Genomic DNA, 24,459 nt, shown 5'->3' with positions numbered 1-24,459 from the left:
TTCACGGTGGGCGGGTGCTGGTCACAGATATGAACGAATAATGAAGATGGCGTCAAGTCCACGTATTGGCCACACTCGGCAAAGTCACGTCAGCCAGCAGCCTCCCGTGCCCTTCCCCGCTCCATCTAGAATGTCCCCATGAGCACCCTGACCTTCCGCGCCGCCACGCCGGCCGACATTCCCGCCCTCATTGCCCTCGTCACCTCGGCCTACCGCGGCGATGCCAGCCGCGTCGGCTGGACCACCGAAGCCGACCTGCTGGACGGCGCCCGCATCGACGCCGAAGGCATCCAGGCCGACCTGGACCGCCCGCGCTCCACCATCCTGCTGGCCGAGCGCGGGGACCAGCTGGTGGCCTGCGCCCATGTCGCCGATGTCGACGGCAAGGGCTACTTCGGCATGTTCTCGGTCGACCCGGCCCAGCAGGGTGGCGGCGTTGGCAAGCAGCTGATGGACGCCGCCGAAGCGCACGCCGCACGCGAATGGAACGTGCCGGTGATGCAGATGACGGTGATCGACGTGCGCGACGAACTGATCGCCTTCTACGAGCGTCGCGGCTACAGCCGCACCGGCATCAAGAAGCCGTTCCCGTATGGCGACGAGCGTTTCGGCATCCCCAAGCGCGACGACCTGCGCTTCGAGATCCTTGAAAAGCCGTTGACCGGAGCAGTCGCGTGAGCGAGGCCTGGACCTTTGTCTGTGCCGGCGCCGAGCTGTTGCCGGGCGAAATGAAGAGTGTGTTCGACGAGGTGACCGGCACGCCGATCGTGGTGTTCAACCTCGACGGCGAGCTGTACGCCCTGGAAGACCAGTGCACGCATGAAGAGTTCGAGCTGTCCTCGGGCGAGTTCAACACCACCGAAGGCAGTGTGGAGTGCGTGCTGCACGGGGCGCGCTTCGACGTGCGTGACGGGCGCGCTTTGTGCGCGCCGGCCTACAGCCCTGTGCCCAAGTTTCCGGTGAAGCGCGAGCACGACGCCATCTGGACCCGCGACGACCGGGATTGAGGCGGCGCTCCGCCCGGAGAGACCATTCACGGGGCGCCCCGCCAGAGAGCATCAACCCATGGGGTGGATCTACCGGCAGGCCATGAGGACCCTTCCAGGGCGCCCCGTGGCCGCCTCGGGGGGCCGCCACGCCCCGTACATGCGAATCATTATCGTTGATGTTATTCTACGTAACATCTTCGTAACGACTCCGCCCCTCGCGCCATGGCTTCGCCCGCGCCCACCGCCACGCTGTGCCAGCTTGCCCGTCAAGGGTGGCCGCTGCTTGTGGCCGTGCTGCTGACGCTGCTGCTGGGCTGGTCGGCACTGCACGAAGGACGCGACAACGGCCCTGCTGCCAACGGCTGGCAGGCACAGGCTGAAGATCTGCAGCAGGTCATGCCGATGCCGGCCCCGCCGGCGGACGAGTGCCCGCACCCTGCCGCGCCAGCACCGGAGCCGCCGCTGGATGGCGAGGGCACCACGCCCTGTACCGGACTGGCTCCCCCGCGCGCCGCCCTGGTCGTGCATGTTCCGCTGTGGCGCTCCAACTCCCTGCGCTGGCAGCTGCACGATCCCGCACTGCGGTTGAACCCCGGCCACGCACCGCCCGCACCGCACGCCAGCTGAGACGCCCTGCGGCTGTTGCCGTGCGTCTGACGTCATTCGCCCATAGCCGAGCATCGGCTCGGCTCTACAGACGAAGCCCTCCACGTGCCCACGCGCTGCCTGCGCTACGGCTCTCCCCCTTTCCCGATCCACGCCACGACCCTTCGCCATGACCTACATCACGTCCCGCAAGCACGCCCCGCGCGTTTCCCTGCTCGCCACCGCCACCCTGGCCGCGGGCTTTGCTCCGCTGGCTGCGCAGGCTGCCGACGGCGCCGACGCCGGTTCCCGCAACGCCACCGAGCTGGACAAGGTGCAGGTGCGCGGCAGCTGGTTCAACCCGTCCTCGCCGAAGTTCACCGCCGAGCTGCTGGACACCCCGAAGTCGGTGTCGATCGTGTCGGAGAAGCTGATCGCCGAAACCGGTGCGACCAACCTGCAGGATGCGCTGCGCATGGTGCCGGGCATCACCTTCGGTGCCGGCGAAGGCGGCAACCCGACCGGTGACCGCCCCTTCATCCGTGGCTTCGATTCGCAGAGCAACGTGTTCGTCGACGGACTGCGCGACGTCGGCTCGCAGACCCGCGAGATCTTCGACCTGGAGCAGGTGGAAGTGGTCAAGGGCCCGAGCTCGGCCTACGGCGGCCGTGACTCCGGTGGTGGCAGCCTGAACCTGGTGAGCAAGACGCCGAAGCTGAAGAACGAGACCAGCGCCAGCATGGGCATCGGCACCGACAGCTACGCGCGCGGCACCGTGGACGCCAACTACGTGCTGGGGGATGGCATCGCCGCCCGCCTGAACCTGATGAAGCACGAATCGGACATCGCCGGCCGCGACGCCGCCAACGTCAGCCGCTGGGGCATCGCGCCGTCGATCGCGTTCGGCCTGAACGGACCGGCGCAGCTGATCGCCAGCCACTACCACATGCAGAGCGATGACCTGCCGGACGCGGGTGGCTTCCCCTACAGCAATCCGTTCTCCAGCGGCCCGAACGTGGCCAGGAACGGCGATGGCCGGCCGATGGTGCCGGACCGCAACAACTACTACGGCCTGGTCGACCGTGATTTCCAGCGCACCCGCGCCGACATCAGCACTCTGGACGCCAGCTACGACTTCGGTGGCCACAAGCTTCGCAACATAGCGCGCCTGGGCAACACCAGCAACGACTACCTGTGGACCCAGCCGGACGACAGCAAGGGCAACCCCAACCTGTACGGCACCTTGTGGCGTCGCACCAACACCCGTGCGGTCGACGTCAAGAGCTTCGCCGACCAGCTGGGCCTGACCGGTGCGTTCCAGACCGGCGCGCTCAAGCACAGCTACAGCGCGGGCCTGGAGTACAGCGACGAGAAGATGACCCGTGGCAGCTACCTGATGTCGCCGGGCACCGCCAATCCCCTTGAAAACAGCGCCAACAGCACTCGCTGCCAGGTGTCCGGCGCGGCCACCGGCTACAACTGCACCGACTTCAACAAGCCGAACCCGAACGATCCGTGGGCGGCCGGTCAGATCGTCTATCGCAGCGACAAGGCGCTGGACGTCGAGCAGCGCACCAGGACCACCTCGGCCTACGTGTTCGACACCATCGAGCTCAATGAGCAGTGGATGATCAACCTCGGCCTGCGCTACGACGACTTCCGTACCACCCTGACCACGCCGGTGGCCGGCAAGGCACCGACCCGCGTGCGCAACAGCAACGACTTCCTGAACTACCAGGCCGGCGTGGTGTTCAAGCCGGCCGCCAACGGCAGCATCTACCTGTCCTGGGGCACCTCCTCGACCCCGCCGGGCATGGACGGTGGTGACGGTTCGGACGGCCTGAGCGCGGCCGTTGCCGACCTCAAGCCGCAGGACACGAAGAACCTCGAACTGGGCACCAAGTGGGACCTGCTGGACAACCGCCTGAACCTGACTGCTGCGATCTTCCACACCGTGATGAACAACGCGCGCGTGACCGTCGACAACGGCACCAGCCAGAACGCCGGCAAGAAAGAGATCAACGGTTTCGAGCTGGGCTTCAACGGCCAGTTGACCGACGCCTGGAGCCTGTACGGCGGCTACACCTACCTCGATTCCGAGCTGAAGGACAATGGCTTTGTCTGTGGCGCACCGGTGGGCCGCACCTGCCCGTCCAACGTCTACGTGCCGTCGCCGAACAACGGCAACGTGTTCCCGAACACCGCCAAGCACAGCGCCAACCTGTGGACCACCTACCGCTTCCCGATCGGCCTGACCATCGGCGCTGGTGCGTTCTACTCGGACAAGCAGTACGGTGATGTGGCCAACACCAAGTGGATTGCCAGCTACACCCGCTTCGACGCGATGGCCAGCTACGCGATCCAGGACAACATCAGCCTGCAGCTCAACGTGCAGAACCTGACCGACAAGACCTACTTCACCAAGGCCTATGCCTCGCACTACGCGAGCATCGCCCCGGGTCGCTCGGCCACCCTGGCACTGAACGTGAAGTTCTGATGTAACTGCGCTCCACCACGGCGGCAGGCTCTCCTGCCGCCGTTTTTGTTTCCGGCGATACTCACCCCATGGCGACCCATACCCCCATCGACAGCGATGCCCTGGCCGGGCTGCTGCAGCACGATCCGGCAGCTGCGTTCGCGCACATCCGCGATGCCGCGCAGGCCGGCCAGGTCGAGGCACAACTGCTGCTCGCTCAGATGCACATGGAAGGCAAAGGCACCGCGCAGGACGCCTCGGCGGCGCTGCTCTGGTACGAAACCGCCGCCAACAACGGCGCGCCGATGGCGATGAACATGCTCGGCCGCTGCCATGAGCTGGGCCAAGGCACCACGGCCAATCCGGCACTGGCCGCAGTCTGGTACCGGCGCGCGGCCGACACCGGGCTGGACTGGGGCCTGTACAACCTGGCCAACCTGCTGGCCACCGGCCGCGGCGTGACCCAGGACCGCGCGCAGGCACTGGCCCTGTATACCCGTGCCGCACACCTGGGCCATGCCAAATCGATGAACCTGTTGGCCCGCCACCTCGAAGACGGCCTGGAGATCGAGCGCGATCCGCAGGCCGCCCTGGGCTGGTACCGGCGCGCGGCCGAGACCGGCGATTTCCGTGGCCAGGCCAACTACGCCTCGATCCTGCTGCAGGCCGGACAGATCGACCAGGCCGTGCACTGGCTGCAGCTGGCGCTGGCGCACGGCAGCCCGGCGTTCATGGCGCACATCGTGCCGGAACTGGCCGCGTCGCCGCATCCGCAGGTGCGCGCCCTGGCCGCACCGCCGTCCCTCTGAGGAGTCCCGCATGCTGCTGCACATCCCCGACATTCTCAGCACCGACCAGGTGGCCGACTTTCGCCGCCGACTGGATGCCGCCGACTGGACCGATGGCCGCGAGACCGTCGGCCATCTGGGCGCGCAGGCCAAGCACAACCAGCAGCTGCCCGAGGCCTCGCCGCTGCGCCGCCAGCTGGGCGAGATCATCCTCGTCGCGCTGGCCCGTCACCCGCTGTTCTTCAGCGCGGCGCTGCCGCTGAAATACCTGCCGCCACGCTTCAACCGCTACAGCGGTGGCGGCACCTATGGTTTTCACGTCGACGGCGCGGTGATGAACCTGGCCAACGGCGAACAGCTGCGTTCGGACATCTCCTGCACCCTGTTCCTGTCCGCGCCGGACGAGTACGAGGGCGGCGAACTGATCATCAGCGATACCTACGGCGAGCATGAAGTGAAGCTGCCCGCTGGCGACCTGATCGTGTACCCGTCCAGCAGCCTGCACCAGGTGCGCCCCGTCACCGCCGGCGCGCGCGTGGCCTCGTTCTTCTGGGTACAGAGCATGGTCCGCGACGATGTGCAGCGCCGCCTGCTGTGGGAAATGGACGGCTCGATCGAGCGCCTGCGGCAGACCGGCGGCGACGCCGAGGCGGTGCTGCAGCTGACCGGCGTGTACCACAACCTGCTGCGGCGCTGGAGCGAGGTCTGAGCCCCAATGGCCAGCCCGAGACGATTTGGCAATCATTCTCATTTGCAACAGCTAACAGCTCTCATTACAATCACGCCCCGTTGATGCCGGCCGCTGCCGGCAGACCCTTGGGGACCCCTGCTTGCTGCGCCCGCTTCGCCCTCGTCCACTCATCCATCGCAAGATGGGCACCGCCATGCGTGGCCAGCGTCCTGCGCTGGCCAGCCTGCTGGCGTGGGTGGCGATGCTGGCCTTGCTGCTGGGCACCCTGCCACTGCTGCCACACGAGCAAGCCGGAATGGCCGTGCAGATGCCGCTGGAAGAACGCGGTGGCGAAGCGCCCCTGCAGGAAGAGGCCCCGGCCAAGCTGCGTCGCTGTGCTGCAGCTCCGGTGAAATCAGCCGAGAAGGCTCCCCCGCCGCTGGTGCTGGCCAGCCAGTGGCTGCGCACCGAGCTTGAACTCGTACCCGCCACGCCGGCCATGCCCGGCGTGCGCCCGGACTGGCCGCTGGCCGCTCCGGACACGCCCTGGGCCGATGCGCCCGGGCGCCGCCAGCAACGCGGCCAGGCGCCGCCGCTCGCCTGATTCACGGCCCCGCGTGACCGCCTGCGCGGCGTGCCCGCGCGCCGCTGCCTGCTTCATCCCTGCCGCCCCTGACCGGGCCTCCCCGTGCATGCCGACCGTTCGCGCCTGGCATCGCACCACCCTGCATCCTTCGAGGTTACTGCCATGGCCCAGCGCCATCGTGTCCGTTCGTCCCTGTCCCGTACCCTGCTGACCAGCGCCGTGCTGGCGGCCATGACCGCCCCTGCCCTCGCCCACGGTGACGCTTCCGGCGCGCCGCAAACGCTGGACAAGGTGGTGGTCACCGCCTCCGGCTTCGAGCAGAAGGTGGTCGATGCGCCGGCCAGCATCAGCGTGGTCAGTCGCGAAGAACTCAGCAAGCGCCCCTACACCAATCTGGTCGACGCGCTGCGCGACGTCGAAGGCATCGACGTCGGCCTGGAGGCCACCGACAAGAACGGCCGCGCCACCATCTCCATGCGCGGCCTGCCGTCCGAATACACCCTGGTGCTGATCGACGGCCGCCGCCAGAGCAATGTCGGTCAGCTGTACCCGAACAACTTCGGTGGCGGCCAGTTCGCCTACCTGCCGCCGCTGGACGCGATCGAACGCATCGAAGTCGTGCGCGGCCCGATGTCCACGCTGTACGGCTCGGACGCGATGGGCGGCGTGATCAACATCATCACCCGACGCAACCAGGACCGCTGGCACGGCGCCGTGACCCAGGGCTTCACCGTGCAGCAGGATGACCAGTTCGGTGATGCACGCACCACCGGCCTGTACCTCAGCGGCCCGCTGCTGAAGGACCGCCTCAGCCTGGCGGTGCGCGGCAGCTACTACGACGCCAAGGCCTCCAACCCGGAGTGGGATGCACTGACCCTGCCCGACGGCAGCCTGTGGGAGCGCAGCATCGGCTTCGGCGGCGGTGGCAAGTCGGTGGCCAACACCAACTGGAACACTGGCGTACGCCTGGATTTCCGCGTCAACGACGATCACGAACTGTGGCTGGACTACGACGTGTCGCGGCAGAAGTACGACAACAGCGAAGGACAGACCGGCACGCTGGACAGCCTGGCCAGCCTGTGGCGCGTCGGCAATGCGGTCATCCCCAACCCGAGCGGCAGCGGCACCGTCACCCGCCGCGTGGTGCAGCCGCGCGTGGGCTACACCGCCTACCAGCGCTACGAGCGCGACCAGCTGTCGTTGACCCACCAGGGCCGTTACAGCTTCGGCACCTGGCAGACCTCGCTGACCCACAGCAAGAGCAGCAACCTCGGCCGCTCGCTGCCGCTGACCCTGGACGAGCGCGCCAACCTGCAGACGCTGTGGAATGACGTCTGCCGTCGTACCGGTGCTGCCAACAACTGCGCGGCCGGCCGTGGCAATGCGCTGACTGCGCTCAATCCCAGCGAGATGGCGCGCCTGCGGGCGTTCCTGCCGCGTCCGCTGCGCACCATGGAACTGGAAGGCTACGTGCTTGACACGATGCTCGACCTGGACTTCGACGCGCACACGCTGACCGTCGGCGGCCAGTACAACGACACCGACATGATCGATGGCGTGTTCGGCATGGATGGCGCCGGTTATCGCAGCAACACCAAGCAGAAGCACCGCATGTGGGCGCTGTTCGCCGAGGACAACTGGGCGTTGACCGATAGCCTCACCGCCACCTTCGGCCTGCGCTACGACGACCACAACGTGTTCGGCAGCCATGTCAGCCCGCGCGGCTACCTTGTGTGGAACGCCAGCGATGCGTGGACCTTCAAGGGCGGCGTCAGCACCGGCTACAAGACCCCGCGACCGGACCAGCTGTTCCCGGGCATCACCGGCTTCGGTGGCCAGGGCGTGCTGCCACTGGTCGGTTCGCCGAACCTCAAGCCTGAAACCAGCACCAACTACGAGCTGGCCGCCTACTACGAGGGCCAACGCTGGGGCTTCAACGTCACTGGCTTCTTCAACACGTTCGAAGACAAGATCGCCAGTGGTGGCACCTTCCCGAACTGCGAAGTGGCGCCGGCCGGCAGCGGTTACTGCGTGGACATCGGTCCGGGTTGGGCCGCTCTGGGCTACAGCACCTTCACCCAGAGCGTGAACATCGACAAGGCTGAAACGCGGGGTGCCGAACTGGCCGCCCACGTCGACCTGCTCGACACCCTGCAGCTGCGCGGCAACTACACCTGGACCAGGAGCGAGCAGACCAGTGGCGCACAGAAGGGGCTGCCGATCAGCGGCACCACGCCGGCAAAACACATGGCCAACGCCAGCCTCAACTGGCAGATCAACGAAGCGCTCAGCCTGTCGCTGATCGGCGAAGGCCGCTACGACCGCTACCGCGACACGCTGCTGGACGCCAACGGCGCCAGCCACACCCGCTACTACGAGGACTACACCATCTTCCATCTCGGTGGCAGCTGGAAGGCCACGCCCTGGCTGACGGTGAACGCACGGGTCAACAACCTGCTCGACAAGGATTTCGTCTCGCAGTCGTGCCTGTTGATCAGCCAGAGCGAATTCAACTGCGTGGACGACTACGCGACCAAGGACCAGCGCCGCAGCTACTGGATTTCGTTGAACGCGAAGTTCTGACCGCCACGAACCGGTAGTGCCGGCCGCTGGCCGGCAATCCGACGTTGTTCCCCGGAACCCCGGTAGTGCCGGCCGCTGGCCGGCAACCGCTAAAGCCCCCTCCGGGATACAGAACGACACGCAATTGCGAGCTATTCTCATCAATGATGTAATGGGCAGTCCCCGTCCGCCTCGAACCGTGCCGTGAGCCGTCCTGCCACTTCCACCGTGCAGCAGCAACAGAACCGTGGCTTCTGGCTGCGGACGCTGCACCAGTGGCACTGGATCAGCTCGGCGGTGTGCCTGATCGGCATGCTGCTGTTCGCGGTGACCGGCCTGACCCTCAACCATGCAGCGAAGATCGAGGCCAAGCCCGAGGTGCAGAACCAGCATCTGGAGCTGCCGGCCGAACTGCTGGGCCAACTGGGCACCCGCGAGGACGGCAACGCGCCGATCCCGCGCCCGGCGCGGCAATGGCTGGATACGCAGCTGGGCATCGCCATTGGCGGCCGCCCGGCCGAATGGTCGGCCGAAGAGATCTACCTGTCGCTGCCGCGCCCCGGTGGCGACGCCTGGCTGAGCATCGACCGCGAGACCGGCGCGGTGGAATACGAATCGACCTCGCGCGGCGCGGTGTCCTACCTCAACGACCTGCACAAGGGCCGTAACGCGGGCCCGGCGTGGGGCTGGTTCCTGGACCTGTTCGCCGTGGCCTGCCTGGTGTTCTGCATCACCGGCCTGTTCCTGCTGCACCTGCATGCGCGGCAGCGGCGCATGACCTGGCCGCTGGTCGGCCTCGGCCTGATGATCCCGCTGTTGATCGCCCTGCTGCTGATCCACTGACTTTCCTTCGTTTCCGGAGCCGCCCCATGCGCGTCACCCTGACCATCGCCCTCAGCGGCCTGCTGGCCACCTCGCCGGCCTATGCCACCACCCTCGACATCAACGTCGAAGTGCCCAAGCTCAACGTGGCCGAGTACCACCGCCCGTACGTGGCAGTGTGGCTGGAAGGCGCCGACCAGAAGGTCGCGGCCAACCTGTCGGTCTGGTACCAGCAGACCAGCAACAGCGAAGGCCATGGCACCAAGTGGCTGCCCGACCTGCGCCAGTGGTGGCGCAAGAGCGGCCGCACCCTGCAGGTGCCGGTGGACGGCGTGACCGGCCCGACCCGCCCGGCCGGCAAGCACGCGCTGTCGTTCAACGACAAGCAGCCGGCACTGAAGCAGCTGGCCCCCGGCAACTACACCCTGGTGGTCGAGGCGGTGCGCGAAGTCGGCGGCCGTGAACTGCTGAAGATCCCCTTTACCTGGCCGGCCACCGCCGCGCAGAACGGCAAGGCGCAGGGCGCCACCGAACTGGGCCAGGTCACCCTGTCCGTCAAACCCTGAGAGGGGACGGAGGGGATTAAGTCGTAATCCCCTTCTCCTTGCCGCATCACCCCGCATCCACTGGAGTCCTCCGCATGAAGCGCACGCTCGTCCTCGCCGCTGCCCTGGCCGCTGCCCTTCCCTTCTCCGCCCTGGCCCACAAGGCCTGGCTGCTGCCCTCGCAGACCGTGATCGCCGGCAACGCGCCGTGGATCACTGTCGACGGTGCGGTCTCCAACGACCTGTTCTATTTCAACCACGTGCCGCTGCGCCTGGAATCGCTGGTGATCACCGCGCCGGACGGCAGCACCGTGCAGCCGCAGAACGCAGCGACCGGCAAGTACCGCAGCGTGTTCGACATCGAACTGAAGCAGCCCGGCACCTACCGCATCGCGTCGGTCAATGACGGCCTGTTCGCCACCTACGAGCAGAACGGCGAGCGCAAGCGCTGGCGTGGCAGCGTTGCCACTTTCGGTGAACTGCCGAAGGATGCGAAGAAGCTGGAAGTGAGCCAGTCGGTCGGCCGCGTGGAGACCTTCGTCACCAACGGTGCGCCGAACGACACCGCGCTCAAGCCCACCAACCGTGGCATCGAGCTGGTCGCCGTCGGCCACCCCAACGATCTGTTCGCCGGCGAGGAAGCCACCTTCCGCGTGCTGGTCGACGGCAAGCCGGCCACCGGCCTGGAGTTCGAGATCGTGCGTGGCGCCACCCGCTACCGCAACGCGCAGGACGAACTGAAGGTCACCAGCGATGCCAAGGGCGAGATCAAGGTGACCTGGCCGGAAGCTGGCATGTACTGGCTGGAAACCGGCACCGAGGACAACAAGACCTCGGTGAAGCAGGCCGCCAAGCGCCGCCTGAGCTACGTGGCCACGCTGGAAGTGCTGCCGCAGTAATGACGTGGACCGCGATGCCGGGCAGCCCCGGCATCGCATCTGCAGCACACCACCATGACCGATCCCCTGCTCGACATCGCCCGCCTCGGTGGCACTACCATGGGCACCACCTGGAGCGTGTCGCTGGTCGCGCCGCACCAGCGCGACCTGCACCTGCTGCATGCCGGCATCCAGGCGCGGCTGGATGCGGTGGTCGCGCAGATGAGCACCTGGGAGCCCGGCTCGGACCTGAGTCGCTACAACCGCGCCGACGCGGGCCAATGGTACGTGCTGCCGGCTGAAACCCGCCAGGTGCTGGCCTGCGCACAGGCCATCGCCGCCGCCAGCGATGGTGCATTCGATCCCACCCTGGGTCCGCTGGTCGCGCTGTGGGGCTTCGGTGCACAGGCCGGCCCACGCCGCGTGCCCGACGCCGCAACCCTGCAGGCCACCCGCGCCCGCTGCGGCTGGCAGCAGTTGCAGTGGCGCGATGATGCGCTGCTGCAACCCGGTGGTCTGGAACTGGATCTCTCTGCGATTGCGAAAGGCTTCGGTGTCGACCACGTCGCCGCCTGGCTGCCCGATCAGGGCATCACCGCTGCGCTGATCGAAGTGGGCGGCGAACTGGCCGGCTACGGCCGCAAGCCCGATGGGCAACCGTGGCGCGTGCTGGTGGAATCGGCACCGGAAGAAGACGCGCACACCGACACGCCGCCGCGCGTGCTGGCACTGGATGGCAAGGCCGTGGCCACCTCGGGCGACCGCTGGCACCAGTACCAGGCCGATGGCCAGGCCTACAGCCACAGCCTGGACCCGCGCAGCGGCATGCCAGTGCGCCAGGTCGCCGCAGCGGTCACCGTGGTCGCCGACGATGCCATGCACGCCGATGCCTGGGCGACCGCACTGACCGTGCTCGGCCACGAACAGGGCATGGCGCTGGCCGAACGCGAAGGCTTGGCTGCACGCTACCTGCAGCGTGCAGCAGACGGCCCGCGGGAATTTCTCAGTAGCGCCTTCCAGCGCCTGCTCGACGAGCAGGACGCATGAGCGCACGTCCATCGCGCGCGTGGCTTGGCAACGCACTGGTCCTGCTCCTGCTGGCGCTGATCGCCTGGGCGCTGCTGCGACTGCATCTCGGCGAAGCCTGGTGGCAGGGCGCGCCGCCGGCACGGCAAACGCAGATCGCGATCATCGCCACCGCACTGTATGCGCTGGCCTGCGCCGCACTGCGGTGGCGTGGGCGACCGCGCGACGATGCTGCCTCTGGCGACGTCGCACCGATCCTGATGGTCTGGTCCAGCCAGACCGGTTTTGCCCGCGAACTGGCCGAACGCAGTGCCGAGGCATTGCGCGGTGCCGGCGTGCCGGTGCGTGTGCGCGGCCTGCATGAGGTCGACGCCACGCTGCTGGCCGACAGCCAGCGTGCATTGTTCATCGCCAGCACCACTGGCGAAGGCGACCCACCCGATCATGCGCTGCCGTTCCTGCGCGGCGTGATGACCTCACCGCCTGCGCTGCAGCACCTGCAGTACGGCGTGCTCGCACTGGGCGACCGCAGTTACGGCCACTTCTGCGGATTCGGCCACCAGCTCGACCAGTGGCTGCGCCAGCACGGTGCGCATCCGCTGTTCGATGCGATCGACGTCGACAACGCCGATCCGGCCGCGCTGCGCCATTGGCAGCAGTTGCTGGGCCAGCTCGGCGGCGGCGCCAGCGAACTGCCCGACTGGAGCCCGGCCGAGTACCAGCCGTGGACGCTGCTGCAACGTGAGCATCTGAACCCGGGCAGCCCCGGCGGCCCCGTGTATTGGTTGCGCCTGCAGCCCCCGGCCGATGCAGATGCACAGTGGCAGGCCGGTGACATCGCCGAGATCGGCCCGCAGCACGCACCGCACACCGTGCGTGCCTGGCTGGACGCACAACGCTTCGATGCGGATACCGTGCTGGATGACGGGCAGACGTTGCTGGCACGCGTCGCGCGCTCGCACCTGCCCTCATTGGTTCCCCCGGGTGATCTGCCCGCATTGCTGGCGACCCTGCAACCGCTGCCCCATCGCGAGTACTCGATCGCCTCGGTGATGGCCGACGGTGCGGTCGAGCTGCTGCTGCGCCGACAGCTGCGCGCGGACGGCACGCCTGGCATCGGCAGCGGCTGGCTGTGCGACCACGCGGCCATCGGTGAACCGGTGCAGCTGCGCCTGCGCCGCAACGACAATTTCCATGGCGTCCCCTTCGATGTACCGCTGCTGCTGATCGGCAACGGCACCGGCATCGCCGGCCTGCGCGCACATCTGCACGAACGTGCCCAGCGTGGCGCACGCCGTACCTGGCTGCTGTTCGGTGAGCGCACCGCCGCGCATGACTTCCATTTCGGCGAAGAGCTGCAGGCAATGCTGGCCGACGGCACGCTGGCGCGGCTGGATGCAGTGTTCAGCCGCGATGGCGGTGCGCATCGCTACGTGCAGGACCGGTTGCTGGCCGAAGCGGCAACACTGCGGCGGTGGGTGGATGAGGGCGCGACAATCCTGGTCTGCGGCAGCCTGCAGGGCATGGCCCCGGCGGTGGATGCGGTGATCGAACAGGTGCTGGGGACTGCGGACAAGGAAGCGCTGCTGCTGGCCGGTCGTTACCGGCGCGATGTGTATTGAGGTCGCCGCATCCACGCATGGCGTGGATCTACTGAACGCACCGACGCCTGCGAACCGCCTTCTGGTGGGTGCGAACCTTGGTTCGCACCATGACGCAGCATTGGCGGCCGTATCCACGCATGGCGTGGATCTACTGCGCGGCGTGTCCAGGCATGGCAACTACACCCCAGTAGATCCACGCCATGCGTGGATTGAGCCACCGGCGCCCAGGAATCATCCCGCCGCCGCACTGACCCGTATCGCCAACAACTCGCCACCGCCCTGCAACGCGTGCCGCTGACGTTCGCCGGCCGCCAACCACGCGGTATCGCCGGCCCGTAGCACGGGCAGGCCGCTGTCGGCACCGAACTCCGCCTGACCGGACAGCAGATGCAGCGCCCAGGCCACGCCCGGTTCGCAGAAGAAGAACATCGCGCCCACCAGTGGCCGGTGCAGCAGTTCGGCCTGCAGCAGCTCGCGCTTCCACATCAGGTTGAAGTCGTGGGTGGTGCCATCGACCAGTTCACCATGCAGGGTTTCCTCGCCGGCAAAGCGCACCCGTCCATGCGGCGGCAGCACCTCGGCAACGCGGCCATCGTCGAAGCGCAGGCGCACGCCATTGCCCTGCAGCAGTACCAGTTCGCGCTCCACGCCGGGGAAGGCGGAGAACGCGGCGTCCTGCTCGATCTCGGCCGCCGACAGGCGCAGCGCCCAGTCATCCCCCTGCGCAGGCAGGCGCAGGATCTCGCGGGTCCAGCCCAGGCCGTTGCGCCAACGTTCGCGGCGGTAGTCCAGGCGGGAGATCAACTGGCTCGGAGTGTGCAGCAGGGAGTCGATGTTCATCGGCGCATTGCATCATGCCGCGCGCCGTCGTGCATCACCGCGTGGCGAGCGTGCCCTGGCCACCGCACCCGCCGGCCAGCAGCTGCGAGTGCTTCAGCCAATCCTGGTCGGGGTAGTAAGCAAACACCATCGTGCCGCCGCGCAATGCGTCGATGAGAGGCTTGGCCACCGACAGGCGCACCGCCGGGCAACCCAGGCTGCGTCCCAGCCGCCCCTGCAGCTGCGCGGTAGCCGGGTTCACGTACGGCGCACCATGGATGACGATCGCTCGGTCACGCGCGCGGTCATTGAAGCCCGGTTCCAGCCCGGCCAGGCGCAGCGAATAGCCGTTGCCGCCCATGTAGGTTTCCTGCGCGGTGAACGCGCCGAGGCTGGACATGAAACTGCCATCGCGGTTGGAGAAGTGCTCGGTGCGGTTCTCGCCGCTGTTGCGGCCATGCGCCACCCATTCCTCGAACAGCAGGCGCTGGTGGGCCAGGTCGAACACCCACAGGCGCGGCTCGGTGGACGGGCGCGAGTAATCGATCACGCTGAGCCGATCACCGTTGATGCCCAGCTCCGGCCGCTGCAGCGCGCAGCGCATGGCGCGCGCCGCCAGCTGCAACACGTGGCGGTCGGCCTTGGGCGCACTGCGCGACAGCAGGGCAGCCAGATCATCGGCAGAGGTGGCGAGGGCGGGCGTCTGTGCCAGCGCCGGGGCGCTGGCCGAGGTCGCCAGCAGGCCGAACGCGGCCAGCCGGCACAGGCGGGATGCAGTCATGGGCACAACGAGGGGACTCAGTTGCCCTTGAGGGTGGACCCTGGCGGCTCGGATTCCAAGACCGGCTGCATTCCGGATTCAGCCGGGCTTGGGCGGACCGCCGGCAGCGAGGTCACCAGCAGGGTCGTGCCCGGCACCAGCACCTGGTACAGCTGGCGGGCGAAATCGGCCGGCAGCGCCATCGGCAGCGAGGGCGTGGCCAGCAGGTCCGGCGTGGCCTGGGCGCGATCCTGGCCCAGCAACGGGTAGGCCGTCCACTGGTGCAGGCGCTGGTTCACGTCCAGCGGGCTGGGGGTGTCGCTGTAACCCTGCCCCATCACGAACAGCGTGGTCCCCTGGAAGGCCGGCAGCGCGTCCGCCTTCAACGGCGACTCGCCGATCATCACGCCATCGCGCAGCACGTACAGGCGCTGGTCGTGCAGGCTGACCAGGATGCCGACCTGCCCGGCCGGGGCCGCGCTGTCGTTCCACCACGCCTGCGCCGGCGCTCCGCCCTCTGCCTCCGGCAGGGCCTGCCCACGCGCATTCACGGGTGCCAGTACCGACGGATAGGCCAGGGTCATCGGCGAGCTCTTGGCATCGGCCACGACCACGGTATCGCCACGCTGGGTTTCTCTGAACAGCTTCTGCGCGAAGGCCTGCGGCAGGCGCACGCAGCCGTGCGAGGCGGGATGCCCGGGCAGGCTGCCGCCATGCAGAGCGATACCGTCCCAGGTCAGCCGCTGCATGTACGGCATCGGCGCGCTGTTGTAGAGGTTGGACCTGTGGTCCTTGTCCTTCTGCAGGATGGTGAACACGCCGGTCGGCGTCTCGTGCCCAGCCTTGCCCGAGCTGATCGTGGTCAGGCCGATGGCGATACCGTTGCGGTAGACATAGGCGCGCTGCTCATCGAGGCTGACCACCAGCACGATCGGGCCGGTCGGCGAGATTTCCGGATGCCACAGGTATTCGCCCGGTTTCAGGTCGGTCGGTCCGCGCACTTCAGCGGTGCTGGCTGCGGCCGCGGGCGTGGCTGTCGGCGTCGGCGCAGCGGCGTGGGCCTGCAGTGGCAGGGTCAGTGCCAAGGCGAGCATCAGGGTGGTGGGGCGGTGCACAAGCATCCAGCGGGGTCCTTTCCATGCGGAGCGGCCACCGTACACCATCGGCCCGTGGTGGCCGCGGCAAAACCAGGCGCCGGAAATGAAATTGCCCGGCGACACAGCCATGTGTCGTACCGGGCAATCGTTACGTCCTTGTCGGCCTGCTGCCGCCCCCTCGCATCCTGCGCTGTGGGGGTAGCGTTGCATCCTGCACGCGGCCGCGTCTGTCCTGTTTGTATCTCAGCCCCTTCCACAGGTCTGTGATGCCACCATCCTGGTGAGTGGTGCCGCGTCCTGCGGCGGTCGGTGGTCACGGGCGTCCTGTCCGTGACCGGTGAACCAGCGTCCTGCCGGTTCCGACGATTCCTGCTGTCAGCGCCTCGGTACGGTTCGCACCGGTACCGATCCGGGTACCGGATCCGCCGGCAACAACCTGTTGCCTACGGTGATCCGCTGTCGATTCCGTTCGACGATGGCTTTCCCTATCCCCTTCACCTGCGCCAAGTCCTCGACGCGATGAAACGGGCCGTGTCTGCGCCGGTGCTCGACGATCGCCTCGGCCTTGGCGGCTCCGACCATCGTCAATCCCTGCTGCAGCGCCTGGGCATCGGCGCGGTTGATGTCGATCGGTTCGGCGGCATGCGCCCCGGCGATCCACACGACCAGCACCAGTGCCCTCAACACGACACTCCAAGGCACGACGTGTATCTCCTTGTGATTCTGGACGTCCCGACCGGCAATCCCGTCGGTAGGAACAGTGTCCGTCACCACATGCACACAGCCTATCGGTTTCCTGGATTTCTAAAAGCCAGCCAAATACCCGACGTGATGTAGGAAAAACCCTACCCGTGGCACAGGCGTAGAATGGCGGGATCAGCCCATGCAACCGGAGTTTCAGATGGACAGCGCCAAGCTCGGCCAATTCGTCAATGACAAGTGGGACAGTGAAATCGTCCCGCAGTTGGTCGACTACATCCGCATTCCCAACAAGTCGCCGATGTTCGACGCCAATTGGGTGCAGAACGGCTACATGGAACAGGCGGTCACGCTGATGGAGAACTGGGCCAGGGCCCAGCAGCTGCCCGGCCTGAAGGTTGAAGTGGTGCGCCTGGAAGGCCGCACCCCGCTGATCTTCCTGGAAATTCCGGCCTCCGGCCCGGAAACCGGCGACGACACCATCCTGCTCTACGGCCATCTGGACAAGCAGCCGGAAATGACCGGCTGGGACGACGATCTCGGCCCGTGGACCCCGGTCCTGCGCGGCGACAAACTGTATGGCCGCGGCGGTGCGGATGACGGCTACGCCATCTTCGGCTCGCTGGCCGCAGTGCTGGCGCTGCAGGCCCAGGGCCTGCCGCACGCCCGCTGCGTGGTGCTGATTGAAGCCTGTGAAGAATCGGGCAGCTACGACCTGCCGGCCTACGTCGACCACCTGGCCGACCGCATCGGCAAGCCGTCGCTGGTGGTCTGCCTGGATTCGGGCTGCGCCAACTACGACCAGCTGTGGTGCACCACCTCGCTGCGCGGCCTGACCGGCGGCAACTTCACCGTGAAGGTGCTCAACGAAGGCGTGCATTCCGGCGACGCCTCCGGCGTGGTGCCGTCCAGCTTCCGCCTGCTGCGCCAGCTGCTGTCGCGCATCGAGGACCAGGACACCGGCCGCATCCTGATCGACGGCATGAACGTGGAAATCCCGGCCGAACGCCTGGAACAGGCCAAGCGCGCGGCCGAAGTGGTGGATACCGAGATCTTCGAGAAGTTCCCGATGGTCGAAGGCCTGCGCCCCATGAACGAGGACCTGACCGAGCTGGTGCTCAACCGCACCTGGCGCCCGGCGCTGTCGGTCACCGGCGTCGGTGGCATGCCGCCGCTGGAATCGGCCGGCAACGTGCTGCGTCCGCAGACCTCGGTGAAGCTCTCGCTGCGCCTGCCGCCGACTGCCGATGGCAAGACCTGCGGCGAGCTGCTGAAGGAAGCGCTGCTGCGCGACCCGCCGAACGGCGCGCAGGTCACCCTGGACCTGGAAAAGGCCTCCACCGGCTGGAACGCCCCGGCCATGGCGCCGTGGCTGACCCAGGCCATCGACGATGCCAGCCAGGCCTTCTTCGGCAAGCCGGCGATGTACATGGGCGAAGGCGGCTCGATCCCGTTCATGGGCATGCTGGGCGAGAAGTTCCCGGGCGCGCAGTTCATGATCACCGGCGTGCTCGGCCCGCATTCCAATGCACATGGCCCCAACGAGTTCCTGCACATCCCGATGGGCAAGAAGGTCACCGCCTGCGTGTCCAAGGTGATCAGCGAGCACTATGCCGCCAGCCTGCGCGGCGAGACCAGCGGTTCGCCGGTGGCTGCCGACAGCGGCACCCGCCACGGCGACCACGGCTGCTGCTGATTACGGCACACCGTGACGGACGCAGCCTGGCCTTGCTAGGCTGCGTCCACCCAAAGCGGAACACATGCACATGAATGGTCTGTTCGGCAGCAGCAGCTGGCTGTACATCCTGCTGGTCGGCTTCGTCGTCGGCCTGCTCGGGCGCTTCTTCATGCCCGGCAACAACCGCATGGGCTGCCTGCTGACCATCGTGCTGGGCATCATTGGCGCGCTGGTGGCCGGTTGGTTCGGCCAGTACATGGGCTGGTACGCTCCCGGCGAACCGGCCGGTTTCCTCGGTGCGGTAGTGGGCGCGGTGGCCGTGCTGGCCGTCCTGCGCCTGTTCAGCGGCCGCCGCTGACCCCGTCCCTCCTTCCCCCCTGCTCCCGACGTTGGCGCGCCCGGCGCGCCCGGATATGCCCGCATGACCGAACCCGCCTCCGATCCCCAGCGCAGCGCGCAGCGCCTGCAGTGGGCCCGTACCCAGCTCGATGACGCCAACGCGGTAGTCGAACGCGCTTCGGTGGATGCCGGCATGCGCAGCTACTGGCGTACCACCAGCACGCGCGGCAGCCACATCGTGATGGACGCTCCGCCGGGGCTGGAAGATCCGCGGCCGTGGCTGCGCATGCGCGGCCTGCTGCACGACAACGGCCTGCGCGTGCCTGCATTGCTGGCGCAGGACCTGGAAGCCGGCTTCCTGCTGCTGGAAGATCTCGGCGGCCCGACCCTGGCCAGGATCCTCGACGAGCGCAACGCCGATGAATGGTTCGGCCGTTCGATCGAACAGCTGCTGCGCCTGCAGGCGATTCCGGTACCGGCCGACTTCGGCCAGTTCGGCGAAGCGCTGCTGCAGCGCGATGCCGGCCTGTTCGACGAATGGTTCCTGCAACGCCACCTGCAGCTGGAACTGGACTGCGGCGAGATCGAAGGGCTGCAGCTGGTACACCGCCGGTTGATGGACAACGCATTGGGCCAGGCCCAGCTGATGACCCACCGCGACTACATGCCGCGCAACCTGATGCCGGTCGACGACGGCCCCGCGGTGCTGGATTTCCAGGACCTGGTGCGTGGCCCGATCGCCTACGATGCGGTGAGCCTGTTCAAGGACGCCTTCCTGAGCTGGCCGCTGCAGCGCGTGGACGAGTGGCTGGCGCAGTACCACGAGCGCGCACGCGACGCCGGCCTGCCGGTACCCGACCGCGCCACCTTCCTGCGCGATGCCGACTGGATGGGTGTCCAGCGCCACGTGAAGATCCTTGGCCTGTTCTGCCGCCTGCGCTACCGCGACAACAAGGGCCATTACCTGGACGACGCGCCGCGCTTCATCGGCTACCTGGATGAAGTACTGCCGCGCTACCGCGAGCTGGCACCGCTGCAGCAGCTGCTGGACGAGCGCATCAAGCCGGCGCTGGCCGAGCTGGGTGCACCGATGCGCGTGGCCCGATGAAGGCGCTGATCTTTGCCGCCGGCCTCGGCGAGCGCATGCGCCCGCTGACCCTGCACACGCCCAAGCCGCTGCTGGAAGTGGCTGGCAAGCCGCTGATCGTCTGGCACCTGGAACGCCTGGCCGCACTCGGCGTGCGCGAGGCGGTGGTCAACACCGCGTGGCTGGCCGAGCAGTTCCCTGCAACGCTGGGCGATGGCAGCCAATGGGGCGTGCGCCTGCATTTCCTGCACGAAGGGCCGACCCCGCTGGAAACCGGCGGCGGCATCCTCAACGCATTGCCGGTGCTGGGCGATGCCCCGTTCCTGGTGGTGAACGGCGATATCTGGACCGATTTCGATTTCGCCACGCTGCCGCGCGAGCCGCAGGGCCAGGCACACCTGGTGCTGGTCGACAATCCGGCGCAACACCCCGACGGTGACTACCGCCTCGATACGCAGGGGGTGCTGCACCATGACCGCGAAGGTCCCTGCCTGACCTATGCCGGCATCGGCGTGTACCGTCCTTCGATCGTGGCCGACTGGCGCGCGGTGATCGGCGATGCGCCGGGCAGCGAGCGGCTGCCGCCGAAGTTCTCGGTGGTGCCGCTGCAGAAGCATTTCATGGCGCAGGGGTTGATGACGGGGCAGCACCATCGCGGGCGTTGGACCGATGTGGGTACCGTGGATCGCCTGCGCGCGCTGGATGCTGAGTTGGCGGCGAACGGCTGAGCCCCTCGTGGCTGGACTCATTGAAAGCAGAAGCCGTGCTTGGCCGGTCGGCGTGGGCTGCGCAGGGGACGCTGCAAGTCCCCCTCCGGGGCCCGGCCCAGCCGCTGGCGGCTGTGCGTTCAGGCGCTTGCGAAGCAGTGCTTCGCAAGCAAAGCGCCCTCACCCCTGTAAGCTCGGTCGCCGCATCCATGCGGCTCACGCCCCTGCGCAGCCCACGCCGACCGGCCTCTGACAGTTTCCGTGGGCGTCCAGCCACGGAAGAAAGGAAAGAAAAGCAAAAGCGGGTCGCTTCGCTGCGCTTGCTCCGGTGACGACCAACGGTCGTCACCCACCACAAGCAAGACACGTGTCGACCATGGTCGACACCCACCAACAGCAGTGCAGTACGCAGTCCCGGCAGATCGCGGGAACCTGTCGAAGGCGGGGTGGCTCAGGTTGCGGGGGCGTGAGCGCCATGGATGGCGCGATCGAGGCTACATGGACGTACTTGCGCCGTCCCCCGCAACCTGAGCCACCCCGCCTCCCCTCAGGAAGCCAGCTTTTGACGTTGCTGTTGAAGCTGCCGGCCAGCGGCCGGCACTACCGCGGGTGCAGGGCGCAGCCCTGCAAACAAACCCCACCCTCAGTAACGAGGCCGGCCTTCTTCCAGCACCTGGCGCAGGAACGGCACGGTGATCCGCCGCTTCGCCGCCAGCGATTCGCGGTCCAGCCAGTCCAGCAGCGTGATCAACCCACCCAGCTCGCGCCCGGTGTGCGACAGCAGCCACTCGATGGCCGCTTCGTCGATGGCCAGGCCGCGTCGCAGCGCGCGCTCGCGCAGCACCGCAGCACGACCTTCCTCATCCAGCGGCTGCAGCAGCACGCGCACGCACTGGCCCAGCCGCGAACGCAGGTCGGGCAGTACCAGGCCCAGTTCTTCCGGCGCCTTCTGCGCCGTGTACAGCACGGTCACGCCTGCTGCACGCGCGCGGTTGTGGAAATCAAACAGCGCGATCTCGTCCTCGCGGTTGCCGGCAACCTCGTCCAGCCCGTCCAGCGCCACCAGTTCGCGTGCGTCCAGCCCGTCGAGCGCTGCACGAACGCGGCCGGCGGCGCTGGCCAGTGGCACGTACGTCGGCAGGCGCCCGGCCTGCTCGGCGCTGGAGCACGTCGCCAGCGCCTGGTGGGTCTTGCCGGTTCCCGCAGCGCCTTCCAGGTAGACCCAATCGTGGCTGGCACCGACCGCGATCGCGCGCAGCTGCGCCAGCGCGCCATCCGGCGCGCCGATGAAGGTCTCCAGGCGCTGGTCCCGCGGGTAATGCAGGGCCAGCGGCAGTTGCGGCACACCCATCACTTCAGGTCGGGGCCCTTGTCGGTCGGGACGATGATATGGGGGGCGTCGACCACGCCATCAAGCACGATCGCCGGCTTCTCGCCCACGTACAGCTCGCTCTGGCGGTAACGCTGGTGGGCATAGCGCAGCAGCACGTTGGTCACCGCCGCCACCGGCAGCGCCAGCAGCATGCCGAGGAAGCCGAACAGCTGGCCGCCGGCCATCACCGCGAAGATCACCGCCACCGGATGCAGGCCGATCTTGTCGCCGACAATGCGCGGGGTCAGTACGTAGCTCTCCAGCAGCTGGCCCACGGTGAACACCACGCCGACCAGGATCAGCAGCTTCAAGTCGAAGCCCTGTGCCTGCACCAGCGCGGCAATCACCGCCATCAGCACGCCGGTGGTCGCGCCCAGGTAGGGGATGAAGCTGATCAGGCCGGCAATCAGGCCAATCAGCAGGCCCAGCTTGAGGCCTACCAGCGACAGGCCGCCGGCGTAGATCACGCCCAATGCCAGCATCACCAGGAACTGGCCGCGGATGAACGCCCCCAACACCTCGTTGGACTCACGCGCCAGCGCAGTGATGGTGCCGATGTGGTTGCGCGGAATCACCGAGGCCACCCGCTCGACCAGCTTGTCCCAGTCGCGCAGGAAGTAGAACGCTAGGATCGGCAGCAGCAGGATGTTGACCACCCAGGTCACCATCGCAAAACCCGAACGCGAGACGTAGCCCATGAACGTGGTGGCGACGCCGCCGGCCTGCTGCCAGTGGCTGCGCACCCACTCGATCAGGCGGTCCGGATCCAGCCACTGCATCACTTCCAGGCCGGTCTTCTGCTCGAACCAGGGAATTCCCTTTTCCATCAGCCACGCCTGCGCCTGCGGCGCGACCGCGATCAGGGTGGTGATCTGGCGCTCGATCATCGGTACCAGCACCAGCAGCAGCGCCACGATCACCAGCACCATCGCCGCGAACACCAGCACCACGCCGGTCATGCGCGAGCGGCCGGTGGCCTCGATGCGGTCCACCAGCGGGTCGCCCAGCCAGGCCAGTGCCAGCGCCAGCACGAACGGGGTCAGGATCGGGGCCAGCAGCCACACCACCCAGCCGACCAGGCCGGCGAACAGGATGTACTTCAGCCGGCGCAGGAACTGCGCGATTTCCGCTTCCGGGGTCAGGGTCATCGCAGGCGGTACTCATTGCTGACCGGTGCTGCGACCGGGGCACCGGTGGTGTCGTCGATCGGCGTCGGCAGGGCCGGCAGCGGCGCGCTCGGCACCAGTACACCGTTGTCGCCCAGCATGCGGTTGAAGCCGGCCAGGCCGGTGGTCATCTCCAGGCTCAGCTCCAGCTGGCCGGCCGAAGCATGCAGCGGGGTGACGTTGCGCACCACCGGCACCTCGCGCAGGCCGGCGGCAAGGCGCAGGTAGTCGTCGGCACTGTTGATGCCGGTGACCACCACGCGGTAGGTTCCGGCCTGGCCGACGGCGGCGCCGGCCTTCGCATAGCGCCTGACCAGCGCATCGGCGGCGCCATCGGCGCCGGCCGCCATCGCCCGCATGGCGTTGGCGTCCTTGCTGGTCCACTTGTTCAGCTCACGGCCGTTGTCGACGAACACCCAGTCCGCCTGCCAGCCGCCGTTGGCGCGGTAGAGCTTGCCGATCAGCTGCATCGGCGGTGAGTAGCGCGAGGAGGCGCGGGCCACGGCGGCACTGTCCTGGCGCCAGATGGCACCGGCCAGCGCCTGCTCGGCGGCACCGCCGCTGGGCAGGCCGAGCTTGTAGCCGCGCTCGATGGCGCGGTTCAGCAGTGGGCGGGCGGCATTGGCCTGCTGCACGCTGACCAGGCGCGGTCCGCTGCCGTCATCCACGGCCAGCCACACCACCGGCTTTGGTCGCGGCTGCGGCCACAGCGGCAGGCCCAGCGCCGAGACCAGCGAATCGACGTCGTCCTCGCGGAAACGGGCCACCAGCAGGGTCCGGAAGCTCGGCGCGCCGCTGGCGCCTACGCTCTGGTCCTGCTTGTAGTCGTAGCTGGCCACGTAGTCCTTGGCATTGCGCAGTGCCTGCACCACACCGGGGCGCGACATCACGTTGCGATCACCGGACAGCTTGCCCAGTACCACGCTCAGGGCGCGGGCCAGGGCGCCGTTGCGATCGGCTTCGGCTTGGCTGTTGACGGGCACTTCGGCCTCGTACGCGCCACTGGCGGTGGCGACATCACCCTCGGTGCGAAGGCCGCTCTGGGCCATCGTGGCCACCGGCAGGCTCAGCGCAAGGAGCAGGGTCAGAATCAGGCTGCGGCGCATCAGGACATCCATTGGCTCGACGTATCCGGGGGAATTGTTGCCCGAATACGGCCTTTGCGCCAATGCGGCCTGTTAAAATCGCCCGTTCAACCCCTGCC

The 24,459-nt window shown here is 67.7% G+C and carries 24 protein-coding genes; 17 read left to right on the top strand and 7 right to left on the bottom strand.

From position 1 onward, the window contains the following. Nucleotides 1–138: 138 nt before the first annotated feature. The 13 genes from ROV95_RS19530 (at nucleotide 139) to ROV95_RS19470 (ending at nucleotide 13,549) form a co-directional block, all read left to right on the top strand. Nucleotides 139–678 (top strand): GNAT family N-acetyltransferase, encoded by a 540-nt coding sequence (locus ROV95_RS19530; protein WP_021202565.1) that lies wholly within the window; start codon nucleotides 139–141, stop codon nucleotides 676–678. Next, nucleotides 675–1,007, top strand: coding sequence for a non-heme iron oxygenase ferredoxin subunit (locus tag ROV95_RS19525; RefSeq protein WP_010483575.1), 333 nt, complete (start codon nucleotides 675–677; stop codon nucleotides 1,005–1,007). The genes ROV95_RS19530 and ROV95_RS19525 overlap by 4 nt, the downstream gene beginning before the upstream one ends. A gap of 204 nt (nucleotides 1,008–1,211) precedes the next feature. Continuing rightward, on the top strand, nucleotides 1,212–1,616 hold the full coding sequence (locus tag ROV95_RS19520; RefSeq protein WP_312545943.1) for a hypothetical protein: 405 nt from the start codon (nucleotides 1,212–1,214) through the stop codon (nucleotides 1,614–1,616). Between the two features lie 148 nt (nucleotides 1,617–1,764). Continuing rightward, the gene (locus ROV95_RS19515; RefSeq protein WP_312545941.1) at nucleotides 1,765–4,071 is read left to right on the top strand and encodes a TonB-dependent receptor; all 2,307 of its coding nucleotides are present in this window, start codon (nucleotides 1,765–1,767) and stop codon (nucleotides 4,069–4,071) included. Between the two features lie 68 nt (nucleotides 4,072–4,139). Beyond that, nucleotides 4,140–4,859 (top strand): tetratricopeptide repeat protein, encoded by a 720-nt coding sequence (locus ROV95_RS19510; protein WP_312545939.1) that lies wholly within the window; start codon nucleotides 4,140–4,142, stop codon nucleotides 4,857–4,859. 10 nt (nucleotides 4,860–4,869) lie between these two features. Then, nucleotides 4,870–5,547, top strand: coding sequence for a Fe2+-dependent dioxygenase (locus ROV95_RS19505; RefSeq protein ID WP_312545937.1), 678 nt, complete (start codon nucleotides 4,870–4,872; stop codon nucleotides 5,545–5,547). 163 nt (nucleotides 5,548–5,710) lie between these two features. Further along, nucleotides 5,711–6,112, top strand: coding sequence for a hypothetical protein (locus tag ROV95_RS19500; protein WP_312545936.1), 402 nt, complete (start codon nucleotides 5,711–5,713; stop codon nucleotides 6,110–6,112). Between the two features lie 144 nt (nucleotides 6,113–6,256). After that, entirely contained in the window at nucleotides 6,257–8,677 is a 2,421-nt protein-coding gene (locus tag ROV95_RS19495; protein WP_312545934.1) for a TonB-dependent receptor, read from the top strand. Nucleotides 8,678–8,860: 183 nt separating this feature from the next. After that, nucleotides 8,861–9,499, top strand: a complete 639-nt coding sequence (locus ROV95_RS19490; protein ID WP_111104324.1) for a PepSY-associated TM helix domain-containing protein — start codon at nucleotides 8,861–8,863, stop codon at nucleotides 9,497–9,499. A gap of 26 nt (nucleotides 9,500–9,525) precedes the next feature. Further along, nucleotides 9,526–10,044: a DUF2271 domain-containing protein gene (locus ROV95_RS19485; RefSeq protein ID WP_021202573.1), complete on the top strand. Its 519-nt coding sequence runs from the start codon at nucleotides 9,526–9,528 to the stop codon at nucleotides 10,042–10,044. Between the two features lie 74 nt (nucleotides 10,045–10,118). Next, nucleotides 10,119–10,922, top strand: a complete 804-nt coding sequence (locus ROV95_RS19480) for a DUF4198 domain-containing protein (RefSeq protein ID WP_312545931.1) — start codon at nucleotides 10,119–10,121, stop codon at nucleotides 10,920–10,922. A gap of 54 nt (nucleotides 10,923–10,976) precedes the next feature. Continuing rightward, a complete protein-coding gene (locus tag ROV95_RS19475; protein WP_312545929.1) occupies nucleotides 10,977–11,948 on the top strand; it encodes an FAD:protein FMN transferase in 972 nt (323 codons plus the stop codon). After that, complete coding sequence (locus ROV95_RS19470; protein ID WP_312545927.1) at nucleotides 11,945–13,549, top strand: sulfite reductase subunit alpha; 1,605 nt, start codon at nucleotides 11,945–11,947, stop codon at nucleotides 13,547–13,549. Before ROV95_RS19475 ends, ROV95_RS19470 begins: the two co-directional genes overlap by 4 nt. A 213-nt stretch (nucleotides 13,550–13,762) precedes the next feature. Here ROV95_RS19470 and ROV95_RS19465 read toward each other — a convergent pair whose 3' ends face one another. The 4 genes from ROV95_RS19465 to ROV95_RS19450 all read right to left on the bottom strand — a co-directional run bounded on the left by ROV95_RS19465 (nucleotide 13,763) and on the right by ROV95_RS19450 (nucleotide 16,909). Continuing rightward, nucleotides 13,763–14,371: a HutD family protein gene (locus tag ROV95_RS19465; RefSeq protein ID WP_312545925.1), complete on the bottom strand. Its 609-nt coding sequence runs from the start codon at nucleotides 14,369–14,371 to the stop codon at nucleotides 13,763–13,765. Nucleotides 14,372–14,405: 34 nt separating this feature from the next. Then, a complete protein-coding gene (locus ROV95_RS19460) occupies nucleotides 14,406–15,131 on the bottom strand; it encodes a murein L,D-transpeptidase catalytic domain family protein (protein WP_019659426.1) in 726 nt (241 codons plus the stop codon). Nucleotides 15,132–15,148: 17 nt separating this feature from the next. Beyond that, a complete protein-coding gene (locus ROV95_RS19455; protein WP_227844088.1) occupies nucleotides 15,149–16,231 on the bottom strand; it encodes a L,D-transpeptidase in 1,083 nt (360 codons plus the stop codon). A gap of 351 nt (nucleotides 16,232–16,582) precedes the next feature. Beyond that, nucleotides 16,583–16,909 carry a helix-hairpin-helix domain-containing protein gene (locus ROV95_RS19450; protein ID WP_032955193.1) on the bottom strand — a complete coding sequence of 109 codons (327 nt, stop codon included), beginning with the start codon at nucleotides 16,907–16,909 and terminating at the stop codon, nucleotides 16,583–16,585. Nucleotides 16,910–17,108: 199 nt separating this feature from the next. Between ROV95_RS19450 and ROV95_RS19445 the strand changes: the two genes are divergently transcribed. From ROV95_RS19445 to murU, 4 genes are all read left to right on the top strand, one after another. Then, entirely contained in the window at nucleotides 17,109–18,602 is a 1,494-nt protein-coding gene (locus tag ROV95_RS19445) for a M20 family metallopeptidase (protein WP_312546102.1), read from the top strand. A gap of 70 nt (nucleotides 18,603–18,672) precedes the next feature. Beyond that, the gene (locus ROV95_RS19440; RefSeq protein WP_019659430.1) at nucleotides 18,673–18,942 is read left to right on the top strand and encodes a GlsB/YeaQ/YmgE family stress response membrane protein; all 270 of its coding nucleotides are present in this window, start codon (nucleotides 18,673–18,675) and stop codon (nucleotides 18,940–18,942) included. A gap of 63 nt (nucleotides 18,943–19,005) precedes the next feature. Beyond that, nucleotides 19,006–20,031, top strand: a complete 1,026-nt coding sequence (locus tag ROV95_RS19435) for a phosphotransferase (protein ID WP_207049869.1) — start codon at nucleotides 19,006–19,008, stop codon at nucleotides 20,029–20,031. Beyond that, on the top strand, nucleotides 20,028–20,738 hold the full coding sequence (gene murU, locus ROV95_RS19430; protein WP_312545918.1) for an N-acetylmuramate alpha-1-phosphate uridylyltransferase MurU: 711 nt from the start codon (nucleotides 20,028–20,030) through the stop codon (nucleotides 20,736–20,738). The genes ROV95_RS19435 and murU overlap by 4 nt, the downstream gene beginning before the upstream one ends. A gap of 622 nt (nucleotides 20,739–21,360) precedes the next feature. Here murU and hda read toward each other — a convergent pair. Genes hda through ROV95_RS19415 form a run of 3 tightly spaced genes read right to left on the bottom strand, consistent with a single transcriptional unit; the run spans nucleotide 21,361 to nucleotide 24,373 of the window. Next, nucleotides 21,361–22,068 (bottom strand): DnaA regulatory inactivator Hda, encoded by a 708-nt coding sequence (gene hda, locus ROV95_RS19425; RefSeq protein ID WP_021202582.1) that lies wholly within the window; start codon nucleotides 22,066–22,068, stop codon nucleotides 21,361–21,363. Continuing rightward, nucleotides 22,068–23,237 carry an AI-2E family transporter gene (locus tag ROV95_RS19420; RefSeq protein WP_111099197.1) on the bottom strand — a complete coding sequence of 390 codons (1,170 nt, stop codon included), beginning with the start codon at nucleotides 23,235–23,237 and terminating at the stop codon, nucleotides 22,068–22,070. The genes hda and ROV95_RS19420 overlap by 1 nt, the downstream gene beginning before the upstream one ends. After that, on the bottom strand, nucleotides 23,234–24,373 hold the full coding sequence (locus ROV95_RS19415) for a DUF2066 domain-containing protein (protein ID WP_019659435.1): 1,140 nt from the start codon (nucleotides 24,371–24,373) through the stop codon (nucleotides 23,234–23,236). Before ROV95_RS19415 ends, ROV95_RS19420 begins: the two co-directional genes overlap by 4 nt. Nucleotides 24,374–24,459: the final 86 nt, after the last annotated feature.

It is taken from the genome of Stenotrophomonas maltophilia group sp. msm1, from assembly GCF_032025805.1.
In the GTDB taxonomy this organism is placed as follows: Bacteria; Pseudomonadota; Gammaproteobacteria; order Xanthomonadales; family Xanthomonadaceae; genus Stenotrophomonas; species Stenotrophomonas hibiscicola.
The sequence above is the reverse complement of the archived record's forward strand: the minus strand, read 5'-3'. Positions and strand labels throughout refer to the sequence as shown.

Excerpts from the sequence above, each read along its gene's own strand:
- ROV95_RS19455 (WP_227844088.1), bottom strand. The coding sequence starts at position 16,231 with ATGCTTGTGCACCGCCCCACCACCCTGATGCTCGCCTTGGCACTGACC.
- murU (WP_312545918.1), top strand. The coding sequence starts at position 20,028 with ATGAAGGCGCTGATCTTTGCCGCCGGCCTCGGCGAGCGCATGCGCCCG.
- ROV95_RS19495 (WP_312545934.1), top strand. The coding sequence starts at position 6,257 with ATGGCCCAGCGCCATCGTGTCCGTTCGTCCCTGTCCCGTACCCTGCTG.
- ROV95_RS19475 (WP_312545929.1), top strand. The coding sequence starts at position 10,977 with ATGACCGATCCCCTGCTCGACATCGCCCGCCTCGGTGGCACTACCATG.
- hda (WP_021202582.1), bottom strand. The coding sequence starts at position 22,068 with ATGGGTGTGCCGCAACTGCCGCTGGCCCTGCATTACCCGCGGGACCAG.
- ROV95_RS19520 (WP_312545943.1), top strand. The coding sequence starts at position 1,212 with ATGGCTTCGCCCGCGCCCACCGCCACGCTGTGCCAGCTTGCCCGTCAA.
- ROV95_RS19530 (WP_021202565.1), top strand. The coding sequence starts at position 139 with ATGAGCACCCTGACCTTCCGCGCCGCCACGCCGGCCGACATTCCCGCC.
- ROV95_RS19460 (WP_019659426.1), bottom strand. The coding sequence starts at position 15,131 with ATGACTGCATCCCGCCTGTGCCGGCTGGCCGCGTTCGGCCTGCTGGCG.
- ROV95_RS19485 (WP_021202573.1), top strand. The coding sequence starts at position 9,526 with ATGCGCGTCACCCTGACCATCGCCCTCAGCGGCCTGCTGGCCACCTCG.
- ROV95_RS19420 (WP_111099197.1), bottom strand. The coding sequence starts at position 23,237 with ATGACCCTGACCCCGGAAGCGGAAATCGCGCAGTTCCTGCGCCGGCTG.
- ROV95_RS19415 (WP_019659435.1), bottom strand. The coding sequence starts at position 24,373 with ATGGATGTCCTGATGCGCCGCAGCCTGATTCTGACCCTGCTCCTTGCG.
- ROV95_RS19465 (WP_312545925.1), bottom strand. The coding sequence starts at position 14,371 with ATGAACATCGACTCCCTGCTGCACACTCCGAGCCAGTTGATCTCCCGC.
- ROV95_RS19470 (WP_312545927.1), top strand. The coding sequence starts at position 11,945 with ATGAGCGCACGTCCATCGCGCGCGTGGCTTGGCAACGCACTGGTCCTG.
- ROV95_RS19500 (WP_312545936.1), top strand. The coding sequence starts at position 5,711 with ATGGGCACCGCCATGCGTGGCCAGCGTCCTGCGCTGGCCAGCCTGCTG.
- ROV95_RS19505 (WP_312545937.1), top strand. The coding sequence starts at position 4,870 with ATGCTGCTGCACATCCCCGACATTCTCAGCACCGACCAGGTGGCCGAC.
- ROV95_RS19445 (WP_312546102.1), top strand. The coding sequence starts at position 17,109 with ATGGACAGCGCCAAGCTCGGCCAATTCGTCAATGACAAGTGGGACAGT.
- ROV95_RS19480 (WP_312545931.1), top strand. The coding sequence starts at position 10,119 with ATGAAGCGCACGCTCGTCCTCGCCGCTGCCCTGGCCGCTGCCCTTCCC.
- ROV95_RS19510 (WP_312545939.1), top strand. The coding sequence starts at position 4,140 with ATGGCGACCCATACCCCCATCGACAGCGATGCCCTGGCCGGGCTGCTG.
- ROV95_RS19440 (WP_019659430.1), top strand. The coding sequence starts at position 18,673 with ATGAATGGTCTGTTCGGCAGCAGCAGCTGGCTGTACATCCTGCTGGTC.
- ROV95_RS19435 (WP_207049869.1), top strand. The coding sequence starts at position 19,006 with ATGACCGAACCCGCCTCCGATCCCCAGCGCAGCGCGCAGCGCCTGCAG.
- ROV95_RS19515 (WP_312545941.1), top strand. The coding sequence starts at position 1,765 with ATGACCTACATCACGTCCCGCAAGCACGCCCCGCGCGTTTCCCTGCTC.